Source organism: Tenuibacillus multivorans (assembly GCF_900103915.1).
In the GTDB taxonomy this organism is placed as follows: domain Bacteria; phylum Bacillota; class Bacilli; order Bacillales; family Alkalibacillaceae; genus Tenuibacillus; species Tenuibacillus multivorans.
In genome coordinates this window covers 272,432-295,245 of the sequence record NZ_FNIG01000002.1, presented here as the reverse complement: position 1 = coordinate 295,245, position 22,814 = coordinate 272,432, and the positions used below count along the sequence as shown (strand labels likewise).

Annotated in this window: 25 protein-coding genes and 1 pseudogene; 17 read left to right on the top strand and 9 right to left on the bottom strand. The window is 35.8% G+C overall.

From position 1 onward, the window contains the following. Positions 1-21: 21 nt before the first annotated feature. From BLP77_RS04185 to BLP77_RS04170, 4 genes are all read left to right on the top strand, one after another. Positions 22-729, top strand: a complete 708-nt coding sequence (locus BLP77_RS04185) for a response regulator transcription factor (protein WP_093855856.1) — start codon at positions 22-24, stop codon at positions 727-729. Next, positions 713-2,065: a sensor histidine kinase gene (locus BLP77_RS04180; protein ID WP_176752952.1), complete on the top strand. Its 1,353-nt coding sequence runs from the start codon at positions 713-715 to the stop codon at positions 2,063-2,065. The genes BLP77_RS04185 and BLP77_RS04180 overlap by 17 nt, the downstream gene beginning before the upstream one ends. 58 nt (positions 2,066-2,123) lie before the next feature. Then, on the top strand, positions 2,124-2,957 hold the full coding sequence (locus BLP77_RS04175) for a PepSY domain-containing protein (RefSeq protein ID WP_093855854.1): 834 nt from the start codon (positions 2,124-2,126) through the stop codon (positions 2,955-2,957). Between the two features lie 189 nt (positions 2,958-3,146). Next, positions 3,147-3,899 (top strand): PepSY domain-containing protein, encoded by a 753-nt coding sequence (locus tag BLP77_RS04170; protein ID WP_093855853.1) that lies wholly within the window; start codon positions 3,147-3,149, stop codon positions 3,897-3,899. Between the two features lie 62 nt (positions 3,900-3,961). Here the strand turns inward: BLP77_RS04170 and BLP77_RS15770 are convergent, their stop codons facing one another. Further along, positions 3,962-4,105, bottom strand: a complete 144-nt coding sequence (locus BLP77_RS15770) for a hypothetical protein (protein WP_176752951.1) — start codon at positions 4,103-4,105, stop codon at positions 3,962-3,964. A gap of 200 nt (positions 4,106-4,305) precedes the next feature. Between BLP77_RS15770 and BLP77_RS16105 the strand changes: the two genes are divergently transcribed. Continuing rightward, the gene (locus BLP77_RS16105) at positions 4,306-4,437 is read left to right on the top strand and encodes a hypothetical protein (protein ID WP_261753382.1); all 132 of its coding nucleotides are present in this window, start codon (positions 4,306-4,308) and stop codon (positions 4,435-4,437) included. 13 nt (positions 4,438-4,450) lie between these two features. Next, positions 4,451-4,927: a glutathione peroxidase gene (locus BLP77_RS04165; protein ID WP_371859611.1), complete on the top strand. Its 477-nt coding sequence runs from the start codon at positions 4,451-4,453 to the stop codon at positions 4,925-4,927. A 22-nt stretch (positions 4,928-4,949) separates the two neighbouring features. Here BLP77_RS04165 and BLP77_RS04160 read toward each other — a convergent pair whose 3' ends face one another. Both BLP77_RS04160 and BLP77_RS04155 read right to left on the bottom strand, forming a co-directional pair. After that, on the bottom strand, positions 4,950-5,600 hold the full coding sequence (locus tag BLP77_RS04160) for a hypothetical protein (RefSeq protein WP_093855851.1): 651 nt from the start codon (positions 5,598-5,600) through the stop codon (positions 4,950-4,952). A gap of 25 nt (positions 5,601-5,625) precedes the next feature. Then, a complete protein-coding gene (locus tag BLP77_RS04155) occupies positions 5,626-5,847 on the bottom strand; it encodes a hypothetical protein (protein ID WP_093855850.1) in 222 nt (73 codons plus the stop codon). A 178-nt stretch (positions 5,848-6,025) separates the two neighbouring features. Between BLP77_RS04155 and BLP77_RS04150 the strand changes: the two genes are divergently transcribed. From BLP77_RS04150 to BLP77_RS04120, 7 genes are all read left to right on the top strand, one after another. After that, positions 6,026-8,386 (top strand): penicillin acylase family protein, encoded by a 2,361-nt coding sequence (locus tag BLP77_RS04150; RefSeq protein ID WP_093855994.1) that lies wholly within the window; start codon positions 6,026-6,028, stop codon positions 8,384-8,386. A 110-nt stretch (positions 8,387-8,496) separates the two neighbouring features. Beyond that, entirely contained in the window at positions 8,497-10,140 is a 1,644-nt protein-coding gene (locus BLP77_RS04145) for a BCCT family transporter (protein ID WP_093855849.1), read from the top strand. A 321-nt stretch (positions 10,141-10,461) separates the two neighbouring features. Further along, positions 10,462-11,265: a GNAT family N-acetyltransferase gene (locus tag BLP77_RS04140; RefSeq protein WP_093855848.1), complete on the top strand. Its 804-nt coding sequence runs from the start codon at positions 10,462-10,464 to the stop codon at positions 11,263-11,265. A gap of 24 nt (positions 11,266-11,289) precedes the next feature. Then, positions 11,290-11,685 carry a hypothetical protein gene (locus BLP77_RS04135; RefSeq protein WP_093855847.1) on the top strand — a complete coding sequence of 132 codons (396 nt, stop codon included), beginning with the start codon at positions 11,290-11,292 and terminating at the stop codon, positions 11,683-11,685. Positions 11,686-11,916: 231 nt separating this feature from the next. Continuing rightward, on the top strand, positions 11,917-12,342 hold the full coding sequence (locus BLP77_RS04130; protein ID WP_093855846.1) for a YwpF family protein: 426 nt from the start codon (positions 11,917-11,919) through the stop codon (positions 12,340-12,342). Between the two features lie 155 nt (positions 12,343-12,497). Beyond that, positions 12,498-13,865 carry a TrkH family potassium uptake protein gene (locus BLP77_RS04125; protein WP_093855845.1) on the top strand — a complete coding sequence of 456 codons (1,368 nt, stop codon included), beginning with the start codon at positions 12,498-12,500 and terminating at the stop codon, positions 13,863-13,865. Positions 13,866-13,886: 21 nt separating this feature from the next. Continuing rightward, positions 13,887-15,851, top strand: coding sequence for an EAL domain-containing protein (locus BLP77_RS04120; RefSeq protein WP_093855844.1), 1,965 nt, complete (start codon positions 13,887-13,889; stop codon positions 15,849-15,851). A 78-nt stretch (positions 15,852-15,929) separates the two neighbouring features. Here BLP77_RS04120 and BLP77_RS15990 read toward each other — a convergent pair. From BLP77_RS15990 to BLP77_RS04105, 3 genes and pseudogenes are all read right to left on the bottom strand, one after another. Beyond that, positions 15,930-16,007: pseudogene (locus tag BLP77_RS15990) on the bottom strand (YjcZ family sporulation protein); the annotation flags it as partial. Between the two features lie 199 nt (positions 16,008-16,206). Continuing rightward, complete coding sequence (locus tag BLP77_RS04110; RefSeq protein WP_176752950.1) at positions 16,207-17,397, bottom strand: S1C family serine protease; 1,191 nt, start codon at positions 17,395-17,397, stop codon at positions 16,207-16,209. A 12-nt stretch (positions 17,398-17,409) separates the two neighbouring features. Beyond that, entirely contained in the window at positions 17,410-18,570 is a 1,161-nt protein-coding gene (locus BLP77_RS04105) for a zinc-ribbon domain-containing protein (RefSeq protein WP_093855841.1), read from the bottom strand. 380 nt (positions 18,571-18,950) lie between these two features. On the opposite strand from BLP77_RS04105, the gene BLP77_RS04100 reads away from it, so the two are divergent. From BLP77_RS04100 to BLP77_RS04090, 3 genes are read left to right on the top strand one after another with little or no spacing between them, the layout of a single operon-like run. Beyond that, positions 18,951-19,172: a DUF1659 domain-containing protein gene (locus BLP77_RS04100; RefSeq protein WP_093855840.1), complete on the top strand. Its 222-nt coding sequence runs from the start codon at positions 18,951-18,953 to the stop codon at positions 19,170-19,172. 35 nt (positions 19,173-19,207) lie between these two features. After that, positions 19,208-19,426, top strand: coding sequence for a DUF2922 domain-containing protein (locus tag BLP77_RS04095; protein WP_093855839.1), 219 nt, complete (start codon positions 19,208-19,210; stop codon positions 19,424-19,426). A 60-nt stretch (positions 19,427-19,486) separates the two neighbouring features. Next, positions 19,487-19,627, top strand: a complete 141-nt coding sequence (locus tag BLP77_RS04090; RefSeq protein WP_093855838.1) for a YvrJ family protein — start codon at positions 19,487-19,489, stop codon at positions 19,625-19,627. A 252-nt stretch (positions 19,628-19,879) separates the two neighbouring features. On the opposite strand, the gene lepB is transcribed toward BLP77_RS04090, so the two are convergent. Continuing rightward, entirely contained in the window at positions 19,880-20,425 is a 546-nt protein-coding gene (gene lepB / locus BLP77_RS04085) for a signal peptidase I (protein ID WP_093855837.1), read from the bottom strand. Between the two features lie 190 nt (positions 20,426-20,615). Here lepB and BLP77_RS04080 point away from each other — a divergent pair, with 190 nt between their 5' ends. Next, positions 20,616-20,822: an aspartyl-phosphate phosphatase Spo0E family protein gene (locus BLP77_RS04080; protein ID WP_261753259.1), complete on the top strand. Its 207-nt coding sequence runs from the start codon at positions 20,616-20,618 to the stop codon at positions 20,820-20,822. Here BLP77_RS04080 and BLP77_RS04075 read toward each other — a convergent pair. Both BLP77_RS04075 and BLP77_RS04070 read right to left on the bottom strand, forming a co-directional pair. Continuing rightward, the gene (locus BLP77_RS04075; RefSeq protein WP_093855836.1) at positions 20,816-21,970 is read right to left on the bottom strand and encodes an aminotransferase A; all 1,155 of its coding nucleotides are present in this window, start codon (positions 21,968-21,970) and stop codon (positions 20,816-20,818) included. The genes BLP77_RS04080 and BLP77_RS04075 overlap by 7 nt on opposite strands. Before the next feature lie 101 nt (positions 21,971-22,071). After that, the gene (locus tag BLP77_RS04070; protein WP_093855835.1) at positions 22,072-22,350 is read right to left on the bottom strand and encodes a ZIP family metal transporter; all 279 of its coding nucleotides are present in this window, start codon (positions 22,348-22,350) and stop codon (positions 22,072-22,074) included. Positions 22,351-22,814 lie beyond the last annotated feature (464 nt).

The following is a 22,814-nucleotide window of genomic DNA, read 5'->3' as shown; positions in this document are numbered from 1 at the left end:
TAGCGAAAGAAGGTGTTTGGATTGTCAGACACAACGATTTTAGTCATAGAAGATGAAGAAAAAATTGCCCGTGTATTAGAACTTGAATTAAACTATGAAGGTTATCAAGTTGAAAAAGCGCACACAGGCTATGGAGGATTAGAACAGTATCGCAAGCAAAAATGGGATTTAATCTTACTCGATATCATGCTTCCAGAAATGAGTGGGATTGAGCTGTTAAGACGTATTCGCAATGACGACCCAATCACTCCAATCTTACTTCTAACAGCTAAAGATTCTATTGAAGATAAAGTGACAGGCCTTGATCTAGGGGCCAATGATTACATTACGAAACCTTTTCAAATTGAAGAATTGTTAGCCAGAATTAGAGCTGCTTTACGTCAGCATAACCACGGTGAACAAGAAGACCAAGAAGAATGGTTAACTTTTGCTGATTTGAAACTCAATATCGGGACTCGCGAAGTGTATCGTGGAGACAAGTCTCTTGAGCTCACACCGAGGGAATTTGATTTATTAGTTTATTTTTTAAACAACAAACGTCAGGTTTTAAATCGTGAGCAGATGTTAGATGCGGTTTGGGGATTTGATTATGTAGGCGATACGAATGTCGTTGATGTGTACGTCCGTTATTTGAGGAAAAAGGTTGACGCTGATACGGACCGTGAATTAATCCATACGGTAAGAGGCGTTGGCTATGTTTTGAAGGATGCTTATGAAGTTAAAAAATAAAATTTTCCTGTATACAACATTTCTATTCATAACCATCATCATCATATTATCATTAACCATATATTTTACGTTTACGGACATCACGTATGATCGTGAAATGGAACGTATTGAATCGGATACGGAAAACATTTTGTCTGGATTGCAGGAAGCCAATGAGTTTTTTTCATTTGAGGATATACTCGGAGTCTATGTTCCAAGTAACGGAATGGCCCGAATCGTGAATTCAGAAGGCAATCTTATTACTGCAGTAGCATCAGGAGAAGTGACTTCAAATATTCATTTTACCTTTGAAAGAGGTAGGCAGTCAGAGATTATATCGCATCAAGATACAAAGTATGGAGTCATTCAAGTACCGGCTATTTGGTCAGATGGGCAGGTCGTCTATTTACAAGTATTTGAAAGCCTTGAACTCGTTGAAGATAACCTTATGACGTTAAGGCTTGTGCTGACTCTAGTGACCGTCATTGCAATCATTCCGATCATTGTTTCAGGAAAGCTATTGTCAGATTTAATCATACGACCTATTCAATCACTGATTCAAACGATGAATGATATTAAAAGCAGTCATACGTTTAAACATATACCACTGAATAAACACTCGAACGACGAGTTATTTACGATGAGCCAGACGTTTAATGAGTTAATGGATTTATTAAAGGAAAACTACGAAAAACAGGAAGCTTTTGTGTCTAATGCTTCGCATGAATTAAGAACACCGATCACCATCATCGAGAGCTATGCCAATCTCATTAAACGAAGAGGGCTCGAGCGACCCGAACTTATTAAAGAATCTATAGAGGCAATCCATTCAGAATCGTTAAGAATGAAAGACTTAACTGAACAGTTATTATTGTTAGTCAATCGCGATAAGGATTGGGTGCTTGAAATTGAAGACGTTCAGATTAACCAGGTAGTAGAACAAGTTAGCGATAACTTTGATCGGGCTTATAAACGGGACATTCAAATTGATGCTAAAGAAGATATAACGATTCAAACTGACGAGCAAAAGTTGAAGCAGTTATTATATATTTTTTTAGATAATGCGAGAAAATATAGTGATGATCTGATAAAGGTTGAGGTTATGCATGTAAGCCAAAAACCTGCAATTAAAATCACTGATTACGGAATTGGTATCCCAAAATCAGCGCAAAGCCGCGTGTTTGATCGCTTTTATCGTGTGGACGAGGCAAGAAACCGGGATGAAGGTGGGACTGGCTTAGGGTTAACAGTTGCGAGGGAATTAGCTGAAGCAATTCAAGTTGATATTCAGGTTGATAGCCAGGAAAACGTTGGCACAACCGTTATTTTAACCATAAACTCACTTGATTCTCATTAAATTTTAATGTCGGTTGGATATGATATAGATAACATTATAGCTTAGAAGGAAGGTTCTCATGGTTAAAGAGAGAATTTGGTGGATGTTGGGAGGGTCAATCATTACCATTGTTGTGTTTATTCTTGCACAGCAATTTTTATTCGAATCCACATCTGCAGAAGAAATTACAAAGAAAGAAGCGGAAAATATCGTATCAGACAGATTTTCTGGAGATATTAGTCAAATTGACGATGATGGAAAGCATTACATTATAGAGGTTAACGTACAGTATGGGGTCTACAATGTTACGGTTGATAAACATACAGGGTCTTTAGTTGAAATTGAAATGATTGAAAAAAACAAAGAGGAACAAACGGACGACAACAGCAATACTACGGAAGATAAACGTGAACCCAACGAACAAAACGATGCACCAGAGAATGAGCCTGAACCTAATGATGCAGATGATACAACGCAAGAAGATGATCAATCCGTTTTATCAGAACAAGAGGTTAAGGAGAAGGTAAAAAATGAAATTAATGGTCAAATTACCTTTTCAAAGTTAGTTGACACTGGAGAACCTTATTATCAAATAGAAGTAGAAAGTGACACGGAATTATTTGAAGTTGAAATTGATGCTATCACTGGCGAAATTTCCATCGTCGATATTAAAGAATTAGAGAAAGAAACCCCAATTAACCTGGAAGAAGCAAAAGAGATTGCCTTACAAAAATGGGATGGCGATATCGATGACATTGATCGAAAAGAAATCAATGGAACAATCTATTATATGATTGAAATGGATGTCGCTTTAGAGCAAGATGTGACCATTCAAATTAATGCATTAAACGGAAAAAGCTATATTTTGTGGGACGAAGATGATGATGACGATGATGACCAAGATGATAAGTAGAACTTTGAAGCTTGTAGAAAACGATTAGTTTTCTGCAAGCTTTTTTATACTTAAGCATAATCTGAAAACCATCATTTTTTCATTTTCTTATAAATTTCTAATCGTTTTTTAATTTTCTCTTATTCGTTTTCTCATGTTGACTAGGTATCTTATAGTTAGAAACATTAAAAACCTAGGAGGTAATCCAAAGTGAAACGAAAATTATTAGTCGGTGCATTGGCAAGTTCAGTAGCAGTAGGTGGAGCAATAGGGGCATCAGCACTTAGTGATTCTATGACATCAACTTCTTCAAAATCAGGATTGGAAGTGGAAAGTGAAATGGGATCTCAAGCCGCATTAAATACTAATAAATTAATTGGTGTAGAGGAATTACAAGATATTGTATTAAGTGAAGTGGAAGGAACAATCGAAGAAGTTGAATTAGAAACAGAAGGTGATGCACATACTTATTTTGAGGTTGAGGTAAATAATAAGTCTAAACAATACGAGCTTTATATTGATGCGTACACAGGTGAGGTTTTAAAAGTAGAAGAATCAGATAATGATGATCGAAAACATAAGGCTAAGCAAGGGACCAATATTAAAACGGATTTAAATACTTCAACCAAAAGCGATGTGAAGTCTGAGCCAACAATCAAAACTAAAACGGAAACTAAGACAACTGAAAACCAAGAAAATCAAGAAAACCAGGAAAATAAAGATAATCAAGAAAACCAAGATAACCAAGACAACAATCAGAAACAGTCAGAACAGTCCACCATCAGTAAAGAACAAGCCGTTAAAATTGCTTTAGGTGTCTCAGCTGGAAAAGTAGCTGAAGTGGAATTAGATGAAGATGACAATCAATTATATTATGACATTGAGTTAAAAGGTACCTTAAATTCAGAGGTTAAAGTCGATGCCTATACAGGTTCCATTCTTGAAATTGAATTAGATGATTAATAACAACATGCTCTAACAGCATGATGATATAGAAGGAGTGGCTAAAGGGCCGCTCCTATATTTTATTTAAACAATTTTTTTAATGCTTTTCCGGTTGCTTTACCTGCAGCTCTACGTCCAATTCGTTTACCGGCACGTCCTTTACGTACCGCATCGACATCATTCCAAATACGCAAGAACTTATATAGACTTGATTTTAATCCCATTGACGTCAACCTCTTATGATATCATTGTTTGAATATATTGAAAAATTTGAAACAGTGGACCAAATTCATTAAAATTATGGTTATAACGGTAGTTCGCTAAAACATATGCGAACATTAATGAAGAATTTTTCATACTGCTGATTTAATATATATAAACGTTTACTATTTTTCAGTTAGGGTATTGATAAGGTGGTGAATGTATGAAGGAATTAGTCGGTTACTGTGAAGGTTGCAAAAAGCCCGTATATTGTGAAAATGGCTTTTTAAATGGCGTTTATGAGGGCCAAAAATTATATTGTGACAACTGTTATACGAATGAACATAAAAGTTAAAGGTGGTGTAGACTTGAGAATTTATGATATAGAAGTTCAGACAAGTCAAGATGAATTACAACCGTTGAGTGATTTTGAAGGACAGGTATTATTAATTGTGAATACAGCAAGTAAATGTGGCTTTACGCCTCAGTTCGAAGGGTTGCAGGAACTATATAATGAACACAAAGACCGTGGGTTTACAGTGCTTGGCTTCCCGTGTGATCAATTTATGAACCAGGAATACTCTAATCAAGATGACATCCTTGAGTTTTGTCAAACCAATTATGGGGTTAATTTTCCAATGTTTAAGAAGATTGATGTAAAAGGTGAATACCAGTCCCCATTATTTACTTTCTTAACGGAACAGAAGAAAGGTTTCTTAAACGGAGAGATTAAGTGGAATTTTACTAAATTCTTAGTGGATCAAAATGGCCAAGTTGTCAGGCGATATGCGCCGCAGGTTTCTCCGGATAAGATTAAAAAAGATATAGAGCAATTAATAATTTAAAGGAAGCCTATCAAAGCTTCCATTAAAATTCTTTTAATATATTACTGTCTTTGAAAAATAAGGCTGAATCATTGAAGGCAAGCGTGACATGTCCACTTGAGATGTTAAATTCTTCTTGAATCTGTTCAATGATTTGATCAAGTTTCGCTTCATCTTGATCTTTTTCTCCTCGATCAAGTGTAAGACGTATAATGGGGTTTAAATCATTTTCCTCAAGAGGTGGAATATTATTTTTATCAATATTTAATTGATGTTCGATATCTTTAGGAAATGTCATCCAAAGTTCTTTGATGTTATTTTCATCATAGGCTTCATGTAGTAAAGGTTTGAGAAAGCTTTCTAACTCATACTCCCACGTTTCGGCAACATAACTATCCATGTATTCCCCTGTTTCTGAGTGTTCATAGACTAAGAATTGAAAATCTTCTTGGTCTGATTCAACTATGGCGGCATAATTAAACTGATCGTATACACTAACATTATCATGTAGGGTATCAACTATTTCATATGATTCATCGAAATTTTCGCTTAAGTATTGTTCAGCCCCCTCCTTAACCTGCTGAACGCGATCAGGATTTTCTTTAAGTCCAACATACGTAGAATATAAAATAATCCCTGCTAACACGACTACGCCTATTATACCTACTAAAAGTGCTTTATGTTTTGGTTGCATGAAGTGTCACCTCGTCTGAAATCTATCACATAAGTGAAAAGGCGATCATACCCGCCAATACACCAATTGCGATATAAAAAATGAGTTGATTAATATTTGACTTCCTATAAATAAACGCCCATATAGCCGTTACGAAAAATAAACTAGGGACGGTTATGAACAGCCATATGGTCTTGAACGTTGTCATCAGAACGATTAATGAAATGAATGATACAAGTATTAAAAAGCTAGGAATCCATTTTAACATGTTATTTTATCACCCATTATCATTGTAAACAAAAAGGAGGGCAATGGAAATAAAATAGACTAAGATAACACTAAATTGTTAAAAAGTTATAATTTTTGTAAAATTAAATAAAAGGGGGGAATGATTAGTGGCAATTCCAAAGGAACAGAAAGAAATAGAAATAGTTAAATCAAGGAAAATGAGGCCATGGGTAAAATGGTCATTGATTGTAGTGGGTTTACTGCTTGTAGTAGGAGCCTCTTTACTTATTTATGTTAACGCTTACATAAATCGGTCTCTAGCCCAAACAGAGGGTGAAATTGAATTAAGTGATTTAAATCAGACTGTAGAAGTGGTGAGAGATGAAAAAGGTGTTCCTCATATTAAAGCCGCAAATGACTACGATTTATTTTATGCTCAAGGCTATGTCACAGCACAGGACAGGTTGTTTCAAATGGAAATGTCAAGGAGACAAGCTTCTGGGGAATTAAGCGAGGTTGCTGGAGAAGCCGCCTTAAATCAAGATAAGTATTTCAGAAGCTTAGGCCTGAGACGTGCAGCTGAACAATCGCTAGAACTATATGACGACGAAGAACTTAAGGCATTAGAAGCTTATGCTGAAGGTGTTAATCAATACATTGAAGAAGCAAATGTAAATAATGCCTTTCCTGTTGAGTTTAAACTCATGGGGATTGATGACATGCGCGATTGGACGGTGGTTGATTCCCTAACGATTGGAAAATACATGGCCTATGATTTAGGTGGCCATTGGGAACGGCAAGCTTTCAACTATTACTTATTGAATCATTTCAATGAGGAAGAAGCGTATGAACTATTTCCGACGTATCCTGAAGATGCTTTAACGAATATTTCTGATGAGGAGTATGTTGATGTGACAGCCAGCTTAACTCGGGCACCACGGACCCATGAATTTAACGGGAGTAATAATTGGGTGGTTAGCGGAGATAAAACGGCGTCTGGGAGGCCTTTATTAGCCAATGATCCTCATTTAGGACTTGCGACGCCATCGATTTGGTATCAAGTTCATTTACAGTCAGAAAACTATAATGTATCAGGTGTAATTTTCGCTGGCGTTCCGGGTGTCATTCTCGGTCAAAATGAGCACATTGCATGGGGAGTGACGAATGTTGGACCAGATGTACAACAGTTGTACCTTGAAAAAAGGCATGAAGAGAATCCACATTTATTTTTATATGATGATGAGTGGGTCGAAGCCGATGTCATTACTGAAACGATTCATGTCAAAGATCAGGACCCAGTAGAATATGAGATTGTTGAAACAAAGCATGGTCCTATCATTTCGGAATTTGCGAATGGAACGGATGAAGTTGATACAACGACTGCATTTTCTGTTGATTGGACGGCACTTGAGCCAACAACGGAATTAGCAGCCGTACTTGAGTTCAATAGAGCCACCAATTGGGAAGAATTCGAGAAGGCTTTGGAAAATTTCCATGCGCCAGCGCAAAACTTTGTGTTCGCATCTAAGGATGGAACGATTGCTTATAAAGCAAATGGAAAAATACCGAAATATGTAAATCGTGATCATGCGTTGCTTCCATTACCAGGTTGGAAAAGTGAGTATGATCTAGATGAGTTTATTCCATTCGATGAGTTGCCGACCTTGATCAATCCAGAAAAAGGATTTATAGCAACGGCGAATAATAAGGTTATCACAGATCAGTATCCATATCATATCAGCCATATTTGGGCGCAACCATACCGTTATACAAGGATTCATGAGGTATTAGAGAACTCTAATGATTTAACTGTTGAGGATATGATGGACTTACAAATGGACCAAATGAATCTGCAAGCTAGACAATTTACACCAATATTCATCGATGTTTTAAAACAGGTAGATTTATCTGAACAAGAACAGAAGGCTGTAAATTTACTAGAAGAATGGGATTATGTTGATGACAAGGATAAGGCTCAACCACTCATATTCCATCAATTGGTTAAGCATATAGAAGATGAATTATTTCAAAAGCATATCCCAGAAGATGTGTTAACGATGTTTAAAGGAAGCGGACAAAATGTCGATCAGCTAATCATGCAAGCGTACGAAGGCGAAGAGGTCCTATGGATAGATAAAAATGGCGGGCTAGAACAAGTGTTATCAACAGCTTTTACCAAAACGATAGAAGACTTATCAGCCATGCAAGGTGAAAGTATCGATGATTGGCGTTGGGGAGAGTACCATAAAGTCTATTTTGCACACCCCTTATCCAATATTTCGATATTAGATCGTTTCTTTAGCAAAACAGAACCCGTCCCTGTAGGAGGAAGTAATGTTACTGTAATGGCGGCATCATTTAAGGATAACGGCATTGCAGATCACGGAGCTTCGTGGCGATTTATCATTGATATGGCGGACTTGACTGAGTCTTATCATATTGTCGGTCCAGGTCAGGCTGGTCATTATCGCAGTCAATGGTATGATGACCAAATTATCGACTGGGTTGAAGGTGATTATCATCAAACGTCAATCGACCAATATGACGGTGACGAATTAATATTAAAACCAGCACCGTAATTTTCATAAGGGCTTTGGGTAAGAAATTTTATCCGAAGCGTTTTTTTTATTATAATTTTTTCCCATTTGCAGCAAAGTAAAGAAGAAGGACACGTGAAGGAGAGGAATATATGAATCGAAAATTTATCGACTGGCCAACATTTATAGCTGCATTTATATTGCTGTTAGCCGTTGTCATACCCCTAGTTATATATCCTGAAGCTGGTACAGAATTTGTTAACAAACTTAATGATTTTGTTTCAGGTAATTTCGGATTTTTATATCTCGTCATGGGTTTAGGGATTTTCTTCTTCTTAATTTTTGTCGCTTTTAGTCAGAATGGTCACGTTAAACTTGGTGAAAAAGGAGAAAAGCCTGAATTCGGAACAGCTTCTTGGGCTGGGATGTTATTTAGTGCTGGAATTGGTTCAAGTATATTATACTGGGCAACGATTGAGTGGGCTTTCTACTATCAAGGACCGCCTTTTGGGATTGACCCTAACGAACAACAACTTGAAGCTATTCAATGGGCATCTACTTATGGGATTTTTCACTGGGGTCCCATTGCATGGGCGATCTATACATTACCAGCCATTCCGATGGCTTATTTCTTTTATGTTAGAAAAACACCTGTTATTAAAATAAGTGAAACATTAAGACCACTTTTAGGGAAAAATTCTGACACGGTTCTTGGCCGAATCATTGATGTTCTATTTATCTTCGGTTTACTTGGTGGTGCAGGTACAACATTAGCTTTAGGTACACCTTTAATAACAACAGGAGTTACGGATATTTTCCCACTTGAAGATACGATGCTTCTTCGGACGATTATTTTACTTAGTGTCACAGCCATATTTGGGATTAGTTCCTATTTAGGGTTAAAAGAAGGAATCAAACGATTAAGTGACTTTAATTTAATCTTGGCAGTCTTCTTACTAATCTTTGTATTTGTTACTGGTCCAACATTATTTATTGCTGAGACAACTACCAATAGTATCGGTCTTATTTTAGATAATTTTTTTCATATGAGTACTTGGACGGAACCTTTGGCGAACATTGAAGGGTTTAATGAAACAGGTTTTCCTGAGTCTTGGACCGTTTTCTATTGGGCTTGGTGGTTAGTCTATGCGCCGTTCGTTGGTCTATTTATTGCTCGTATTTCTCGCGGACGGACGATTCGCCAAGTGATTGTAGGTACGATTATTTACGGTTCATTAGGCTGTATTTTATTCTTCGGAATTATGGGGAATTTTGGCCTTTATTTACAATTAACCGGTAGCTTCGATGTTGTCTCCGTATTGAATGAGCAAGGGGCGCCTGTTGCGATTATCTCGATCATTAATCAATTACCTTTGGCAAGATTCATGGTGATTGTGTTTGTTATTCTGTCGATTGTATTTTTGGCGACGACCTTTGATTCCAGTTCGTATATTTTAGCATCTGTCACTCAAAAAGAAGTTGAAAATGGTGAACCAGAGCGTTGGAACCGCTTATTCTGGGCATTTACACTATGTATTTTACCCTTAACTCTAATGTTTTTGGGTGGTTTATCAACCTTACAAACCGCAAGTATTGTCGGTGGCTTTCCGTTAATATTTATTATGTTCCTACTCGCCTGGTCGTTTATGAGAGCTTCAACAGGTGACCTGAAAGCCGATGATAAATTTAGACCTAAGACAGTTGTTTTAGACTATAAATCAATTCGCGAGAAAATAAGACTGAGACGTTTGCGGAAAAAAGAAAAGAAAAATCCTAAAAATAATGATGAAGAATAACATTGGGAGACTGGGACAAAAATATCTAGAGGTTGATGAAAGGCGAACAATATCATCTAATATAATTAAAAATGAACGGAGTCAAAATGCGTAGACGCCTGCGGGAACAGCACGAGTCTCGAGATCCCGCAGGCGGCGCTTTTCTGCCGAGGAGGCTCGAGCCGTGCCCGCGGCAAGCGAAGCATTTTGACGTAGTGAATAAAATCTGAACTAAATCTAGTTCGGATTTTATGTTTTTAATAAAGTTTTGTCTCAGCCCCTTTGTTTTGTATATGAAAAAATATGTTAGTATGGTGGTAAGAAGAATGGGGAAGTGAAGGAATGACTGTTGTAAATAAAGAATTTGCTGAGAAGCTAGAGCGTATAGTGATTGAAGCCTTATATTCCAGGCTGTCCGCTATAAAATCACTTGATGGGAATCCCATGGGAGTAGAGATCGAACAGTTTGGGAGTGCAACCGCCTTCTCCGTAAAAAATATACCAGGTCCGGCATTTAATACGGTTAAAGGGCTAAAAAGTGGCGACGAACATTATGTTGAGAAAATCATTGATTATTATAATCAAAAGGATATTCCGGTTCGATTTGATATAACCCCTGCACATTCTTCACCTGAGTTACTTACATACCTGAATGAATTAGGCTTTTACCAATTGGACTTTCATACCACTTTGTATAAACCTCTAAATATACGGGAAAACAATGATACCAATGTATCAATTAGAAACTTAAAAGAAAACGAATTTGGTATTTTTGCCGATATATATACAAAAGGATTCCAAATGCCGGATTTTTTAAAAAGTGCCATAGCCCAGAATAACGCAGTACTATATCATAATGATCATTGGAATTTTTATCTCGCATGTATTAATGACGCACCAGCTGGTATTGGTGTTTTATTTAAAAAAGACGGTGTAGCCAACCTTGCAGCTTCAGCTACAACGCCATCATTGAGAAATAAAGGCGTTCATCGTGCCTTAATTAGAGAACGGATTTATCAGGCTTATCTGCAGGAATGTGAGTTCATTGTTGGGCAAGCAAAATTTGCATCTGTTAGCCAGAATAATATGGAACGATCAGGCATGAGAATTGCCTATACGCAAGCGGTATGGGTCAAAAATTATTAATTAAAAGGTGAGTGAAAGTTACGTATGAAAAGAAAAGTTAATTTTATATCCCAAGTTTTAGCAGCGGGATTTCTCACTTTAATGATCGTAATAGACTTCTTCCCGAATATAGGAATCGATATGTCGATAGGGGTGGTAGGGATTGTTACCTTTACTGCATTAGCTGGTATTACTCACCGAAAAGGGGAGCCAGTATTTAAATCAAGCAAACAAGAATTTATTTTTACTTTCCTTTCAGGTATATACTTTTTCTCATTACTACTTATTTTAAGTTTACTTGGTGGTGTTTCACAGAAAGGTATTGTATTCACTAATCCAGTCCTATGGGTTTTATTTTTGTTTGCACTCATTGTGTCCTACACAAAATATAAGAAGCAATTAAAACAAACAGGCAACAGAGGACGGGAAACTTTTCAATAACATAATTTATATTTTTAGTTAGTTTAATAAACAATTAGGCAGTTGGAATTTATTTCAACTGCCTTTTTCTAATTCAAAATGTTTAATAAATAATCAATAGGGCAAAAGTAATGCGATGGTGTGTGTTGATTTTTTTCGAAAAAATTATAATATGAAAGACAGATATATATGATTCTTTTGTCTTCCTAGAAATTCCTTTATAATGTATTTACGTGAAAGGAAGGTTATAAAATGAAAACGTTTAGGCTTATTTCAATAGAAGTTTTAGAAAAAGCGGGTGATGAACTGTATAACCGAGAAATTAGTATCCAAGATGGTTTAATTATTGATCGTGAAATTGATAAGGATCGTTGGTTAATAGAATTTTTAATCCCCAAATCTTATTATGAACTGTTTCAAGAGAACCATGAGAGGCAGCAGGAGATTGTGGTGCAAGTAAGAATTACAAAATCAACGAATCCTAAAGCGACGATTGTGGCTAAAGTCAATTCTGTTAATGAAATCGATGGGGATATCAACGTAATACTTATCGGAAATTTAGTTAACCGTGAACGTGAGCAAGTTGAACATATGTTACAGGATTTAATTGAGGCAGGTTATCAAGGCGTTTCATTATTAAAGAAGTTTAAGGAAAAAAATCAAGAAAGCTTTTACTAATTTTTAAACCCTAGTCTGTCCATAAGCAGGCAAGGGTTTATGTCACATTTTGCCAAATAATATAATATTTCTAGTCTAAATGATCTTTTTTTATTATAAATTTTGTATTAGTTTGTAGTTTTAGCAGGAATTTTGGACTAATAAGGAGAAACATTATGTACAGAGAAAAGTCGACAGTCAGAAAGCTATTTAATCGATTATCCGTCGTGCAGCTGATCTCGATGTATTATGTAGCTGCGGTAACCTTAGTTACCATTTTGTTATCCCTTCCAATTGCACATAAAGACGGTGTTAGTTTATCGTTCATGGATGTCTTATTTACATCCGTTAGTTCGGTTAGTGTGACAGGGTTAACGGTCGTTTCAACGGCTGAGTCCTTTAGCTTTTTCGGTGTAATTGTCATTGCCTTAGCTCTACAAATTGGTGGTTTAGGAGTTATGGCACTAGGGACATTAATTTGGCTAATCCTAGGGAGAAAAATAGGATTCCGTGAGCGACGTATGATTATGACGGATCAAAACACTCAATCGATTTCGGGTATTGTACGTCTAGTGAAAGACATGTTAATCCTGATTTTAACGATTGAGTTTATTGGGTTTATGATTTTAGGTACTTATTATTTAAATTATTATGATTCGATTTTAGAAGCCTATTATCAAGGATTTTTCTCGGCAATTAGTGCGGTTACGAATGGTGGTTTTGATATAACAGGATCATCCTTACAGCCGTTCCAACACGATTATTTTGTTCAATTTGTACATATTCTGTTGATTATTTCAGGAGCTATCGGATTCCCTGTTTTGATTGAGGTCAAAGAATATGTCAAAATTTCACCCGAAGAACGAAACCTTAAGCGATTTTCGTTGTTTACAAAACTAACAACCTTTACCTATTTTGCATTATTAGCTTTTTCTTTTGTCATTATATTATTTTTAGAATTTAATCATTATTTTGCTGATAAAAGCTGGCATGAGATTTTATTTACAAGCTTGTTTCAGTCAACAACGGCAAGAAGTGCTGGGTTGACCACGATGGATATCAATGCGTTTACCGAACAAACACAAGTGTTCTTATCAAGTATGATGTTTATTGGGGCTTCTCCGAGTAGTGTTGGTGGTGGAATTCGAACTACGACATTTGCCTTGGTGATTATCTTCATATTGACCTTTGCAAGAGGACAAACGAATATTAAAATATTTGGACGCCAAATAGAGGAAGAGGATCTATTTAAGGCTGTTGTCGTAACCTTATTAGCTATTATTATGTTTATCACTGTAACAATTATTGTGACTGCAATTGAACCATTTTCGCTTACCAGTATTATTTTTGAAGTGAGTTCAGCCTTCGGAACAACTGGGCTGTCAACAGGGATTACATCAAAACTATCATCATTTAGTCAAATACTTCTCATGCTCTTAATGTTTATTGGGAGAATTGGTTTATTAACATTCCTATTTACTTTTAATAAACAACAAACAAAAAGTAATTATCGTTATCCTACAGAAAGAATTAATATCGGATAAGAGGTACAAGGGGGACTATACTTGCGAAAGACGGAGGAGAATCTACAACTACCCATTCATGATTGGATTTTTGAAAACCTTTCAGATGCCGTGTTATTTGTGGATAAGGAGGGGCAAATTGTTGCCTTAAATCAATCGACTCATGATTTATTGCAGCTTCAGTCAGACACGAAGCCCTACATCACGGATTATTTAAATTTAGATTCACTCACACCTACCGGAAAGGAATTAATGATTCGAACTAAAAAGAAGCCAGAAAAATTAATTTTGCTGCAAAGTATTCAACTCGGCGATTATGTATGTATGCTTTTAAAGGAAGGCGGTTTACAAGCCAATAAAGAGTCGGTTGTTTATTCGCTTAACAATATGATAAATGGGCCATACGAAGGTATTGTCATGTATGATGGTGATAAAATTGTCGATTGTGACCAGGCGTTTGCTAGTTTATCAGGATATAATCGCTCAGAGCTGTTAGGCGAATCCGTACTTAAAATAGTCCATCCTAATGACCATAAAAAATTAATAAAAAGTGTAGAATCTGAACGAACATCCTCTTTTACCGTCAAGGGAATAAGGAAAGATGGTAGCGACATTTATACTGAGATTATTCCTGAAATTATCAATGTAAAAAATAATCAATTAAGAATTGCGATTGTACGCAATATTACAGAGCGTGTTGAAAACGAAAAACAAATTGAATTTATGGCTTATTATGATGAATTAACGGATTTACCGAATCGAAACTATTTTCAAAAGGTACTAAAGGATGAAATACATTCTGCAATACTTAATTCAAACAAGTTAGCCGTTCATTTTATTGATTTAGATTATTTTAAGCATATTAATGATACGTTAGGATATCACTTTGGAGATCGATTATTAAAGTCGTGTGCTGACCGTTTAAAGCGACTTTTCGTTGAGGATGTCTTTATCGCACGAGTAACAGGTGATGAATTTTTAGTTCTTCAGCGGGATGTTGATAAGCCAGAGGAAGCGGAGGAATTTGCTCAAAAGCTGATAAATAGTTTTAAGCAACCTCTAAATGTAGATGGTTATGAAATATATACATCAGTGAGTATAGGTATCAGTCTTTTCCCAGATTTAGGTGATCACGCTTCACAATTAATCAAACAAGCTGATACAGCGATGCACTTAATTAAAGAGGAGAATAAAAACGATTATCAAATTTTTAAAACGTCATTAACAGAAGGTTTTAAAGAAAGACTGACGATGGAGAACGAGCTACATAAAGCTATTAAAAACCAAGACTTTGAATTGTTTTTTCAGCCACAGATTGAAATGAAATCCAAAAAGATTATAGGTTTAGAAGCCTTATGTCGCTGGAATCACCCAGAAAAAGGCCTCATTCCGCCAAAAGAATTTATACCGTTATCTGAAAAAACTGGATTGATTGTAGAATTAGGAGACTGGGTCATTCGTGAGGCATGCCGTCAAAATAAGCTGTGGCAAGATTTAGGTTTGCCAAAGGTAAAAGTAAGTGTGAATCTATCAGCGCGGCAATTCCTACAGCGGGACTTAGTACGAAATATTGAATCAATCTTAAATGAGACTGGATTAGACCCACAATATTTAGAGTTAGAAATAACCGAAAGCATGGCAATGTCCAATGAACAATTTATTATTGAAACTCTAAAAGGGTTTCAACAGCTTGGCGTTAATGTTGCCTTAGATGATTTTGGTACCGGCTATTCTTCGTTAAAATATATCAGTCAATTTCCACTCAGTAAGCTGAAAATTGATCGTTTATTTATCCAAAATCGTACTGAACAAAACGTTGCAATTGTCAAAACGATTATTCATCTTTCACATTCACTTAATTTAAAGGTGATTGCGGAGGGTGTAGAAAATGAAGAGGACTTATTATTTCTTAATGGTGAAAATTGTGATGAGGTTCAAGGCTTTTACTTTAGTAAGCCTGTTCCGGTTAAAGAAGTTGATTTATTATTTAATAAGAAATTATCATGATGATTACAAAAAGGTGTGGCCAGTTATAAACCGGTCACACCTTTTTGGCATAATTAATTTAAAGAAACTTTATTGTCTTTAGCAATAAAAAGCAGCACCAACAATGATGAGTAAGATGAATAGGACAACAATCAACGCGAAGTTATTGTATCCACCATATCCACCATAACCACCATGGTGACCTCCTACATTACTTCCTGCAACATTACCTGGTCCATAATTTGCTCCAAACATTCAAATCACCTCCATGTGCGCTTGTAATGTATGTATATGTAATGATGCTTTCAGTTGTAAGGATATTAACCCAGTTTTATGGATGAGATTAAATAAAAAAGTGGCAACGGTTGCCACTTTATTATTCCACTTCTTCATTTTGTTCAGGTTCGAGTTTTTCTTCAGTTTTGGATAGTAATTCACGTTCAAATGTTAGGATTTTAAGTTGATCATTTTCGTATCCAATTTTGTATGTTGATTTATAGTGATGAATTTCCATCGTTTCTTCATCTTTTCGTATGTGATGATCCGAAGAGACGATTGCTTTAACCCGATCATTTTCGGTCAATTCAAAATCCATGTTTTGAACATCAATATTTGCTGCACGAACGATTAATTCCCGAAATTCTTGATAGGTACGTTTTATTTGTTCGTTGCTTCCTAGTAGAGAGTAAGCCGTAAAATAATCGCGAACATTTAAAGTTTCATAGTAGTAGTTAATTAAATATTCGGCATCATCTCTTAATGATTCAGGATTGATGGACTGATAATTATTTGGATCACCATCAAAGTTTAATTCCTCATCATCGGCTTTGGCTGACCACATTTGGATTAAATCATAAATCTGAGAAATGGGGATACTAAATCCCATGTTACCTTCTGTTGTGGCAGCTGTATTAATACCGATAATCAAACCATTCCCTTGATGAATGAGTGGACCGCCACTATTTCCTTGTGAAATATTAGCAGACACTTGGTACAAATTCTTATATTCATAATTATTAACGGTAAAGCTGCGGTCTAGTCCAGAAACGATTCCTTCTGTTACCGTATTTTGAAATCTGAGAGGTGATCCAACAGCAATAATGTTATCCCCAACAGACGGCTCAAATGCCGGATCAATTTCCAATGAAACTCGGTTTGATAATTGTGGTACCCGGATGACTGCTACATCCTGAGTATTACTGATTCCGATTAAGGCGCCCGGGTATGTTTGAGCTTCAGATGTTTTAACAAAGATATCATCAGCATTTTTAACAACGTGTGCATTGGTAATGATATCGCCTTTGTTGTTATATAAAAATCCAGAACCGGTACTTTCCCCAAAAGGACCAATAGCTTCGATTTGGACAACATCCTTTTGTGCCTCGTGAATGATCGTTTGTAAGTCTTTTTTACTTTTATCGTTTTCAACGAATTCAACCATGCCATTGGTCTGTGCCAAAGCTTCTTCATCCCAATGACTATAGTAAAGATAAATCACTATGGCAGCTATCATGAGGATCAATATAGACAATACAATCGGAAATATGCGTTTTTTTGCGTGTGGCATCATGATCACTTCTTATTCACCTTCCAAATACCATTTAATTTCCCAGTTATCTATGACAACATCTTCTTCAATATCGAAATGCGTATATTCAAACTCACCAGATTCTTCTGGATATAGTGTTTCTGGAAATACAAATGTTTCATTTTCTAGTATTTGATCTCCATCTTGATTATGGAGTGTATATTTAACTGAAATCGAATAAATGGGTACGGTTGCAATACTTTTAATTTCACCTTTTACCACTGTGTCGCCTTCTTCATTTGTACTAGCCTCGATATTAACTAATTCAACGGCGCTATTTGCATTCTGTTCTTGTTCCATTTCGTATTGGTTAAGTGCTTGCTCAATTCGTTCCTGCTGTTCTGTTTCGAATGCAATTCTCTCTCTTTCAATCGTTGTTTTAAGACTTTGAAGACGCTCATTGTCTGGTATGTAACGTAAGGCGTCATCTACAATACCCAGTGCTGTTGAAAACTGGTTCTCACTAAGTTCAGAACTAGCTTGATTAAATGAGTGATTAACAATTCGTTCTTTCATTTGGCTTTCAAGCTCATTTGCTTCTTCTGTTTTAATGGATTCAACTTTCCAAAGCTGCATTTTTAACTCGTCAATACTGGCATCTTCATCTAATTGGTCTTGAATCTGTGCGATTTGGATTTCATTACGTTTTGAAACAATTTCTGTTAATAGTTGGTTAACGACTTCACCATTATATTGACTTAGTTTACTCTCATTATCATGTGTGAGTTTAAAAGCCTGCTGATAAGATCCTTCTTCTATTAATGGTTCAATTGATTCTAATGATTGCGTAATTTCAATTGCGACATCCATAAAGGTTAGACTTGTTGATGCTGCTTGATAGTTACTCTTGTAATCTAGCGATTGTTCAAATTTCTCTTTAGCATTAATATACTGGCCTTCATTAGCAAGCTCAACACCTTCTTGATAGATTTCAACAGCTTGATTTTGTTGATGTTCAAGATAAAAGTGGATGCCGATTGCAAAGACTAATACAAAAATAACCACTGAAATCGGAGCGAACCACCATTTATTAAAACCTTTTGATTCGTCTAAATATCTTTCCGTTATGTTATCTGGTAATTGTGATCCACAAGATACACAAAATTGTTCTTCCTCGTACGTTTTGGCCCCACATTTTGGACAGTATGACATATCCATCACCTAATCTATCTATTATTGATTACTTCATTAGCATATGAAATTATTTTACACCATATTTCAGCATAAAAAAAAGAATATATATGATATAATTTTTTTGGTAAACTAAATTAATAAGAGAATGTAGCTAAAGGAGGAATTTGAATGATCGAAACAACTTTAGGTATTATCTGTCTAGGTGTGTTAGTTACTTTCATTGGTTATTGCATTTTTGATAATGCCAGTCATTAATCAAAAATGGCATAAAAACGACCAATCAAATTCACAAATTGATTGTATACTTATTTGACGTTATTAAAGTGTGAAATGTTTCATTCATTTCACACTTTTTTTATTTTGTTTCGATTGTAAGAGTGAAATGGAGGTGAGAGGGCATGGCAATGCAAATCATAACGGATTCTCGACTACAGCTAGTTTTTGAAGCGGGGCAAGATGAGGACGGCGAAATCATCACTAAGAAAAAATCCTTTAACAGAGTGAAGACTGATGCAACGGCTGATCAATTATACTCCGTCAGTCAATCACTTGCATCTCTTCAAGCTTACCCATTACTAAATGTGGTAAGAAATGATTCATTCGAGGTCAACGAAGGTTAACGTTGGTAGCAAACTTATGAAAGGGGGGAGTTGAAATGGCTAAACGTCTGGAATTAAAATTTAAAAACTTAGAAGGTTCAACGGTTACGATTTCATTAGACAACCCAATTGAACCGGCAGACCCAGTGGCGGTTAAACAAGCGATGGATAATATTCTTCAAAATGATGTATTTAGCTCAAGTGGTGGTGCATTAAACGAAATTTATCAGGCTCGTATTGTTGATCGAGCTGTTACTGACATTCCTTTAGACTAATAGAACAAGAAAAAGGCCTTGTGATAAGGCCTTTTTCTGTAATGAAAGGGTGAATGTGTAATGGAATCATGGGTGAATTGGATTCCAGAAGTTGGCTTTCCAATCCTTGTAACATTTTATTTATTACATCGTATTGAGAAGCGACTTGAGGAATTAAATGAATCCATCCTTAAATTACCTAAAAAGATAAAAATTATGTAAAAGAGATAGTGGCTGGGTCAAAAGTGTATTTATCAAACTAAAATCCGAACAACTAGAATAAATGGTTAGTGCAAATAACCCGCTCTGGAAATATACTTCGCTTTCCGCGGGCGGCTGGTGAGCCTCCACGTGCTTGCGCACTGCGGGGTCTCACCCATGCCTCACCTCCCGCAGGAGTCTACGTATATTTCCTCCGCTAAATCCTAGTATTGTTCGCCTTTATAGTTAATATTTTAAGTTATGTCCCAGTCCCTATCTTGTCAATGATATATTATCGAAAGGATAAATAATAATTTCTGATCTTCCAATGATATCATCTTCTTCTATAAAACCTAAGCCATTTCGGCTGTCTTTACTAATATCGCGATTGTCCCCCATAACGAAATACTCTCCAGTAGGTATTTCAACAGGACCAAAATCACCAGTCTCTAATTTTTGTTGTTCTGGTAAATATGGTTGCTCAGTTGGTTTACCATTAATGTATAAGACATTATCAATCACCTGTATGGTTTCATTAGGTAACCCAATGACACGTTTAACATAATTTTTATTAGGGTGTTGAATAATGACAATATCTCCACGTTCAGGTTCATCTAAAAGATAAATCGCTTTATTGAAAATAACACGTTCACCGTTGTGAAGGGTCGGATCCATACTTGTCCCTTCAACAATTGACGTTGCAAATACGTACGTTCTTAAGAAAAAAGCTAAGATTACGGCAATGATTATTGCTTTAGTCCATTCCCATATTTCTTTTTTCAAGGAAATCTTCCTTTCACTTGTTGAGTATATATACATCCTACCATATAATGTCCAAATTGAGTGTATGAAATTTTATGTTATTAGAAAGTATCAACGGGTATAATATTAAAAAACTAATAAAACAGTTCGTTTTTATAGGTATTTTGTACTATTTACCTTATAAGTACTTTATGCCATAATTTTCTTTTAGGTGCGACTGTTTCGATACGTTAAGGAGGAGACTTTAGTGAGTAGCCCTAATCACTTGAAATTGAATCAACTTCAAAAAGAAATAGAGCAACTTCGCATTAAAATGGTAAAAACAGCCAATAAACATGGCTATACCAGCCAAGAATCAATTCGCATCTCTCAGGAGCTTGATTATTTGCTTAATGTGTATCAATCACTTGTCTCCGATGAAAAAGAGTTATGCTCAAAGCATTGTTATTATTGATCTTTCATAAAGGATTCTAATCGATCCATCCCTTCTTTCAAAATATCCTGATGATACGCATAAGATATACGCATATAGCCTTGTCCATAATCGGAAAAGGCATCCCCAGGCACTAATGCTAGCCGAGCTTCTTCAACTAATTTTAAACCAAAATCAAATGATGTTTGGCTGCTAGGTACTAATCTAGGAAAAACATAGAAGGCTCCATCAGGTATAATAACTTCAATTCCCATAATTTCTAGTCGTTTAATCACATAATTTCGTCTTTCCAAATAGGCATCACGCATAATCTTAGGATCTTTTCTACCATTGGTTAAAGCCTCCAAAGCTGCATATTGACTTGTTGAAGTAGCACATGAAACATTGTATTGATGAACCTTTAAAATATGTTTTATTAGTGCTTGAGGTCCAAGTAGAAATCCAATTCTAAATCCTGTCATGGAATGAGATTTTGAAACACCTTGTACGATTAAAGTTTGTTCTCGAACTTCATCAAAACTACCGATTGAAGTGTGAGGTTTTTCGTATGTCAGTTCACTATAAATTTCATCCGCTAAAATAAAAATCGGTTGATCTTTTAATAAATCCGCTATATCTTGTAACTCCTGTTGATCCAAAGAGACTCCTGTTGGATTGGATGGATAGGGTAAAATGACACATTTTGTTTTCTTTGTGATATGTTTTTCTATTAATTCTGCTGTCAATTTGAATTGATTTTCCCTTGTATCAACGTAGACGGGTTTTCCTCCAGCCAATTTGATGAGTGGTTCGTATCCAGGATAAACGGGACCAGGCAAGATAACTTCATCGCCAGGTGTGATAACCGTCCGTAGTGAAATGTCAATTGCCTGTGATGCACCGACAGTAATTATAATTTCATCTTCAGCATGATAGTTTAGGTTATAATTCGTTTTAACAAAATTAGATACTGCTTTTCTTAAATCGAGTATGCCTGCGTTAGGGGTGTAAGTCGTTAGGTTTTGATCTAATGCTTGTTTAGTTGATGCCTTAATATGGTCGGGGGTATGAAAATCTGGTTGTCCAATGGTTAGTGAAACCATGTCTTTTTGTCCTTGAACGAGGTTAAAAAATTTACGAATACCAGATATCTCAATTTCTTTTACGTTTTGATTTAAATATTGTTCCAATGATTTTCACCGTCTTTCTGTTTAAAATACTTCAATTAAGGTTACCATGAGCAGGTTTCCTAATATAAATGAATGTGTCGCTGGCCGTTCTTGTCCATTGATTAATTTAAGCTTTCGACATGTATATGTGGAATTGATTTTTCCAATAATGATAACGTAAGTGCACCAATGGATAAGCCGATAATTAAATGATATAAGTTACCATAGGAAAGTGTTTCAGGTACTAAGCTAAGTAATGTGGCAGCAAGCATGACGCCACCTGCAAATGCTAATAATATATCGCGCCATTTGTGAGTCAATTTACGAATGATTAATACGGGTAAAGCACCGACGCCAGTAGCTAAGCCTGCTAATAAACTTCCGATAAGTACTTCATTCATGATGCATACTTCCTTCCAGCAATATAAATGAGGTGATCGAATGCTTTGGAATGAGTTGGGATATTTGCTTACACATCATTTATACAATATCTCTATATTTTTGCTGTTAATGACATGTGCCTATTTTTTACTTAAGCCGATTATATTAATGCTCGTAAAAAAGAAATGTACTTATACTTTAAGTTATTTAGTCGTATCAGTGACGACGAGTGTGGTTATCTTAATCGGAATTGTCTTAACTAACCCACAAGCCATAAGCGGCCAGCAGCGGTTTGAATTATTAGGGGCCTTATGGATATCCATCATTATAATCGGTTTGATATTTTTATGTCATTACATAGCTAAAAGTTTATCACAACATATAAAAAACAAAAATACTTCCAAGCTTTAAAGGGAGCGATGGAAAAACTCCTTCTTTACATATAATTCTAAAACTATAATAATATGATTAGAGAAGGGGGAGA

Bases quoted from the DNA above. Each gene is read 5' to 3' on its own strand.
- BLP77_RS16105 (WP_261753382.1), top strand. From the start codon at position 4,306: ATGAAGGAATTAGTCGGTTACTGTGAAGGTTGCAAAAAGCCCGTATAT.
- BLP77_RS04070 (WP_093855835.1), bottom strand. From the start codon at position 22,350: ATGAATGAAGTACTTATCGGAAGTTTATTAGCAGGCTTAGCTACTGGC.
- BLP77_RS04090 (WP_093855838.1), top strand. From the start codon at position 19,487: ATGGAATCATGGGTGAATTGGATTCCAGAAGTTGGCTTTCCAATCCTT.
- BLP77_RS04180 (WP_176752952.1), top strand. From the start codon at position 713: ATGAAGTTAAAAAATAAAATTTTCCTGTATACAACATTTCTATTCATA.
- BLP77_RS04175 (WP_093855854.1), top strand. From the start codon at position 2,124: ATGGTTAAAGAGAGAATTTGGTGGATGTTGGGAGGGTCAATCATTACC.
- BLP77_RS04150 (WP_093855994.1), top strand. From the start codon at position 6,026: ATGAGGCCATGGGTAAAATGGTCATTGATTGTAGTGGGTTTACTGCTT.
- BLP77_RS04110 (WP_176752950.1), bottom strand. From the start codon at position 17,397: ATGCCACACGCAAAAAAACGCATATTTCCGATTGTATTGTCTATATTG.
- BLP77_RS04155 (WP_093855850.1), bottom strand. From the start codon at position 5,847: ATGTTAAAATGGATTCCTAGCTTTTTAATACTTGTATCATTCATTTCA.
- BLP77_RS04160 (WP_093855851.1), bottom strand. From the start codon at position 5,600: ATGCAACCAAAACATAAAGCACTTTTAGTAGGTATAATAGGCGTAGTC.
- BLP77_RS04100 (WP_093855840.1), top strand. From the start codon at position 18,951: ATGGCAATGCAAATCATAACGGATTCTCGACTACAGCTAGTTTTTGAA.
- BLP77_RS04095 (WP_093855839.1), top strand. From the start codon at position 19,208: ATGGCTAAACGTCTGGAATTAAAATTTAAAAACTTAGAAGGTTCAACG.
- BLP77_RS15770 (WP_176752951.1), bottom strand. From the start codon at position 4,105: ATGGGATTAAAATCAAGTCTATATAAGTTCTTGCGTATTTGGAATGAT.
- BLP77_RS04140 (WP_093855848.1), top strand. From the start codon at position 10,462: ATGACTGTTGTAAATAAAGAATTTGCTGAGAAGCTAGAGCGTATAGTG.
- lepB (WP_093855837.1), bottom strand. From the start codon at position 20,425: ATGTATATATACTCAACAAGTGAAAGGAAGATTTCCTTGAAAAAAGAA.
- BLP77_RS04105 (WP_093855841.1), bottom strand. From the start codon at position 18,570: ATGTCATACTGTCCAAAATGTGGGGCCAAAACGTACGAGGAAGAACAA.
- BLP77_RS04135 (WP_093855847.1), top strand. From the start codon at position 11,290: ATGAAAAGAAAAGTTAATTTTATATCCCAAGTTTTAGCAGCGGGATTT.
- BLP77_RS04125 (WP_093855845.1), top strand. From the start codon at position 12,498: ATGTACAGAGAAAAGTCGACAGTCAGAAAGCTATTTAATCGATTATCC.
- BLP77_RS04145 (WP_093855849.1), top strand. From the start codon at position 8,497: ATGAATCGAAAATTTATCGACTGGCCAACATTTATAGCTGCATTTATA.
- BLP77_RS04130 (WP_093855846.1), top strand. From the start codon at position 11,917: ATGAAAACGTTTAGGCTTATTTCAATAGAAGTTTTAGAAAAAGCGGGT.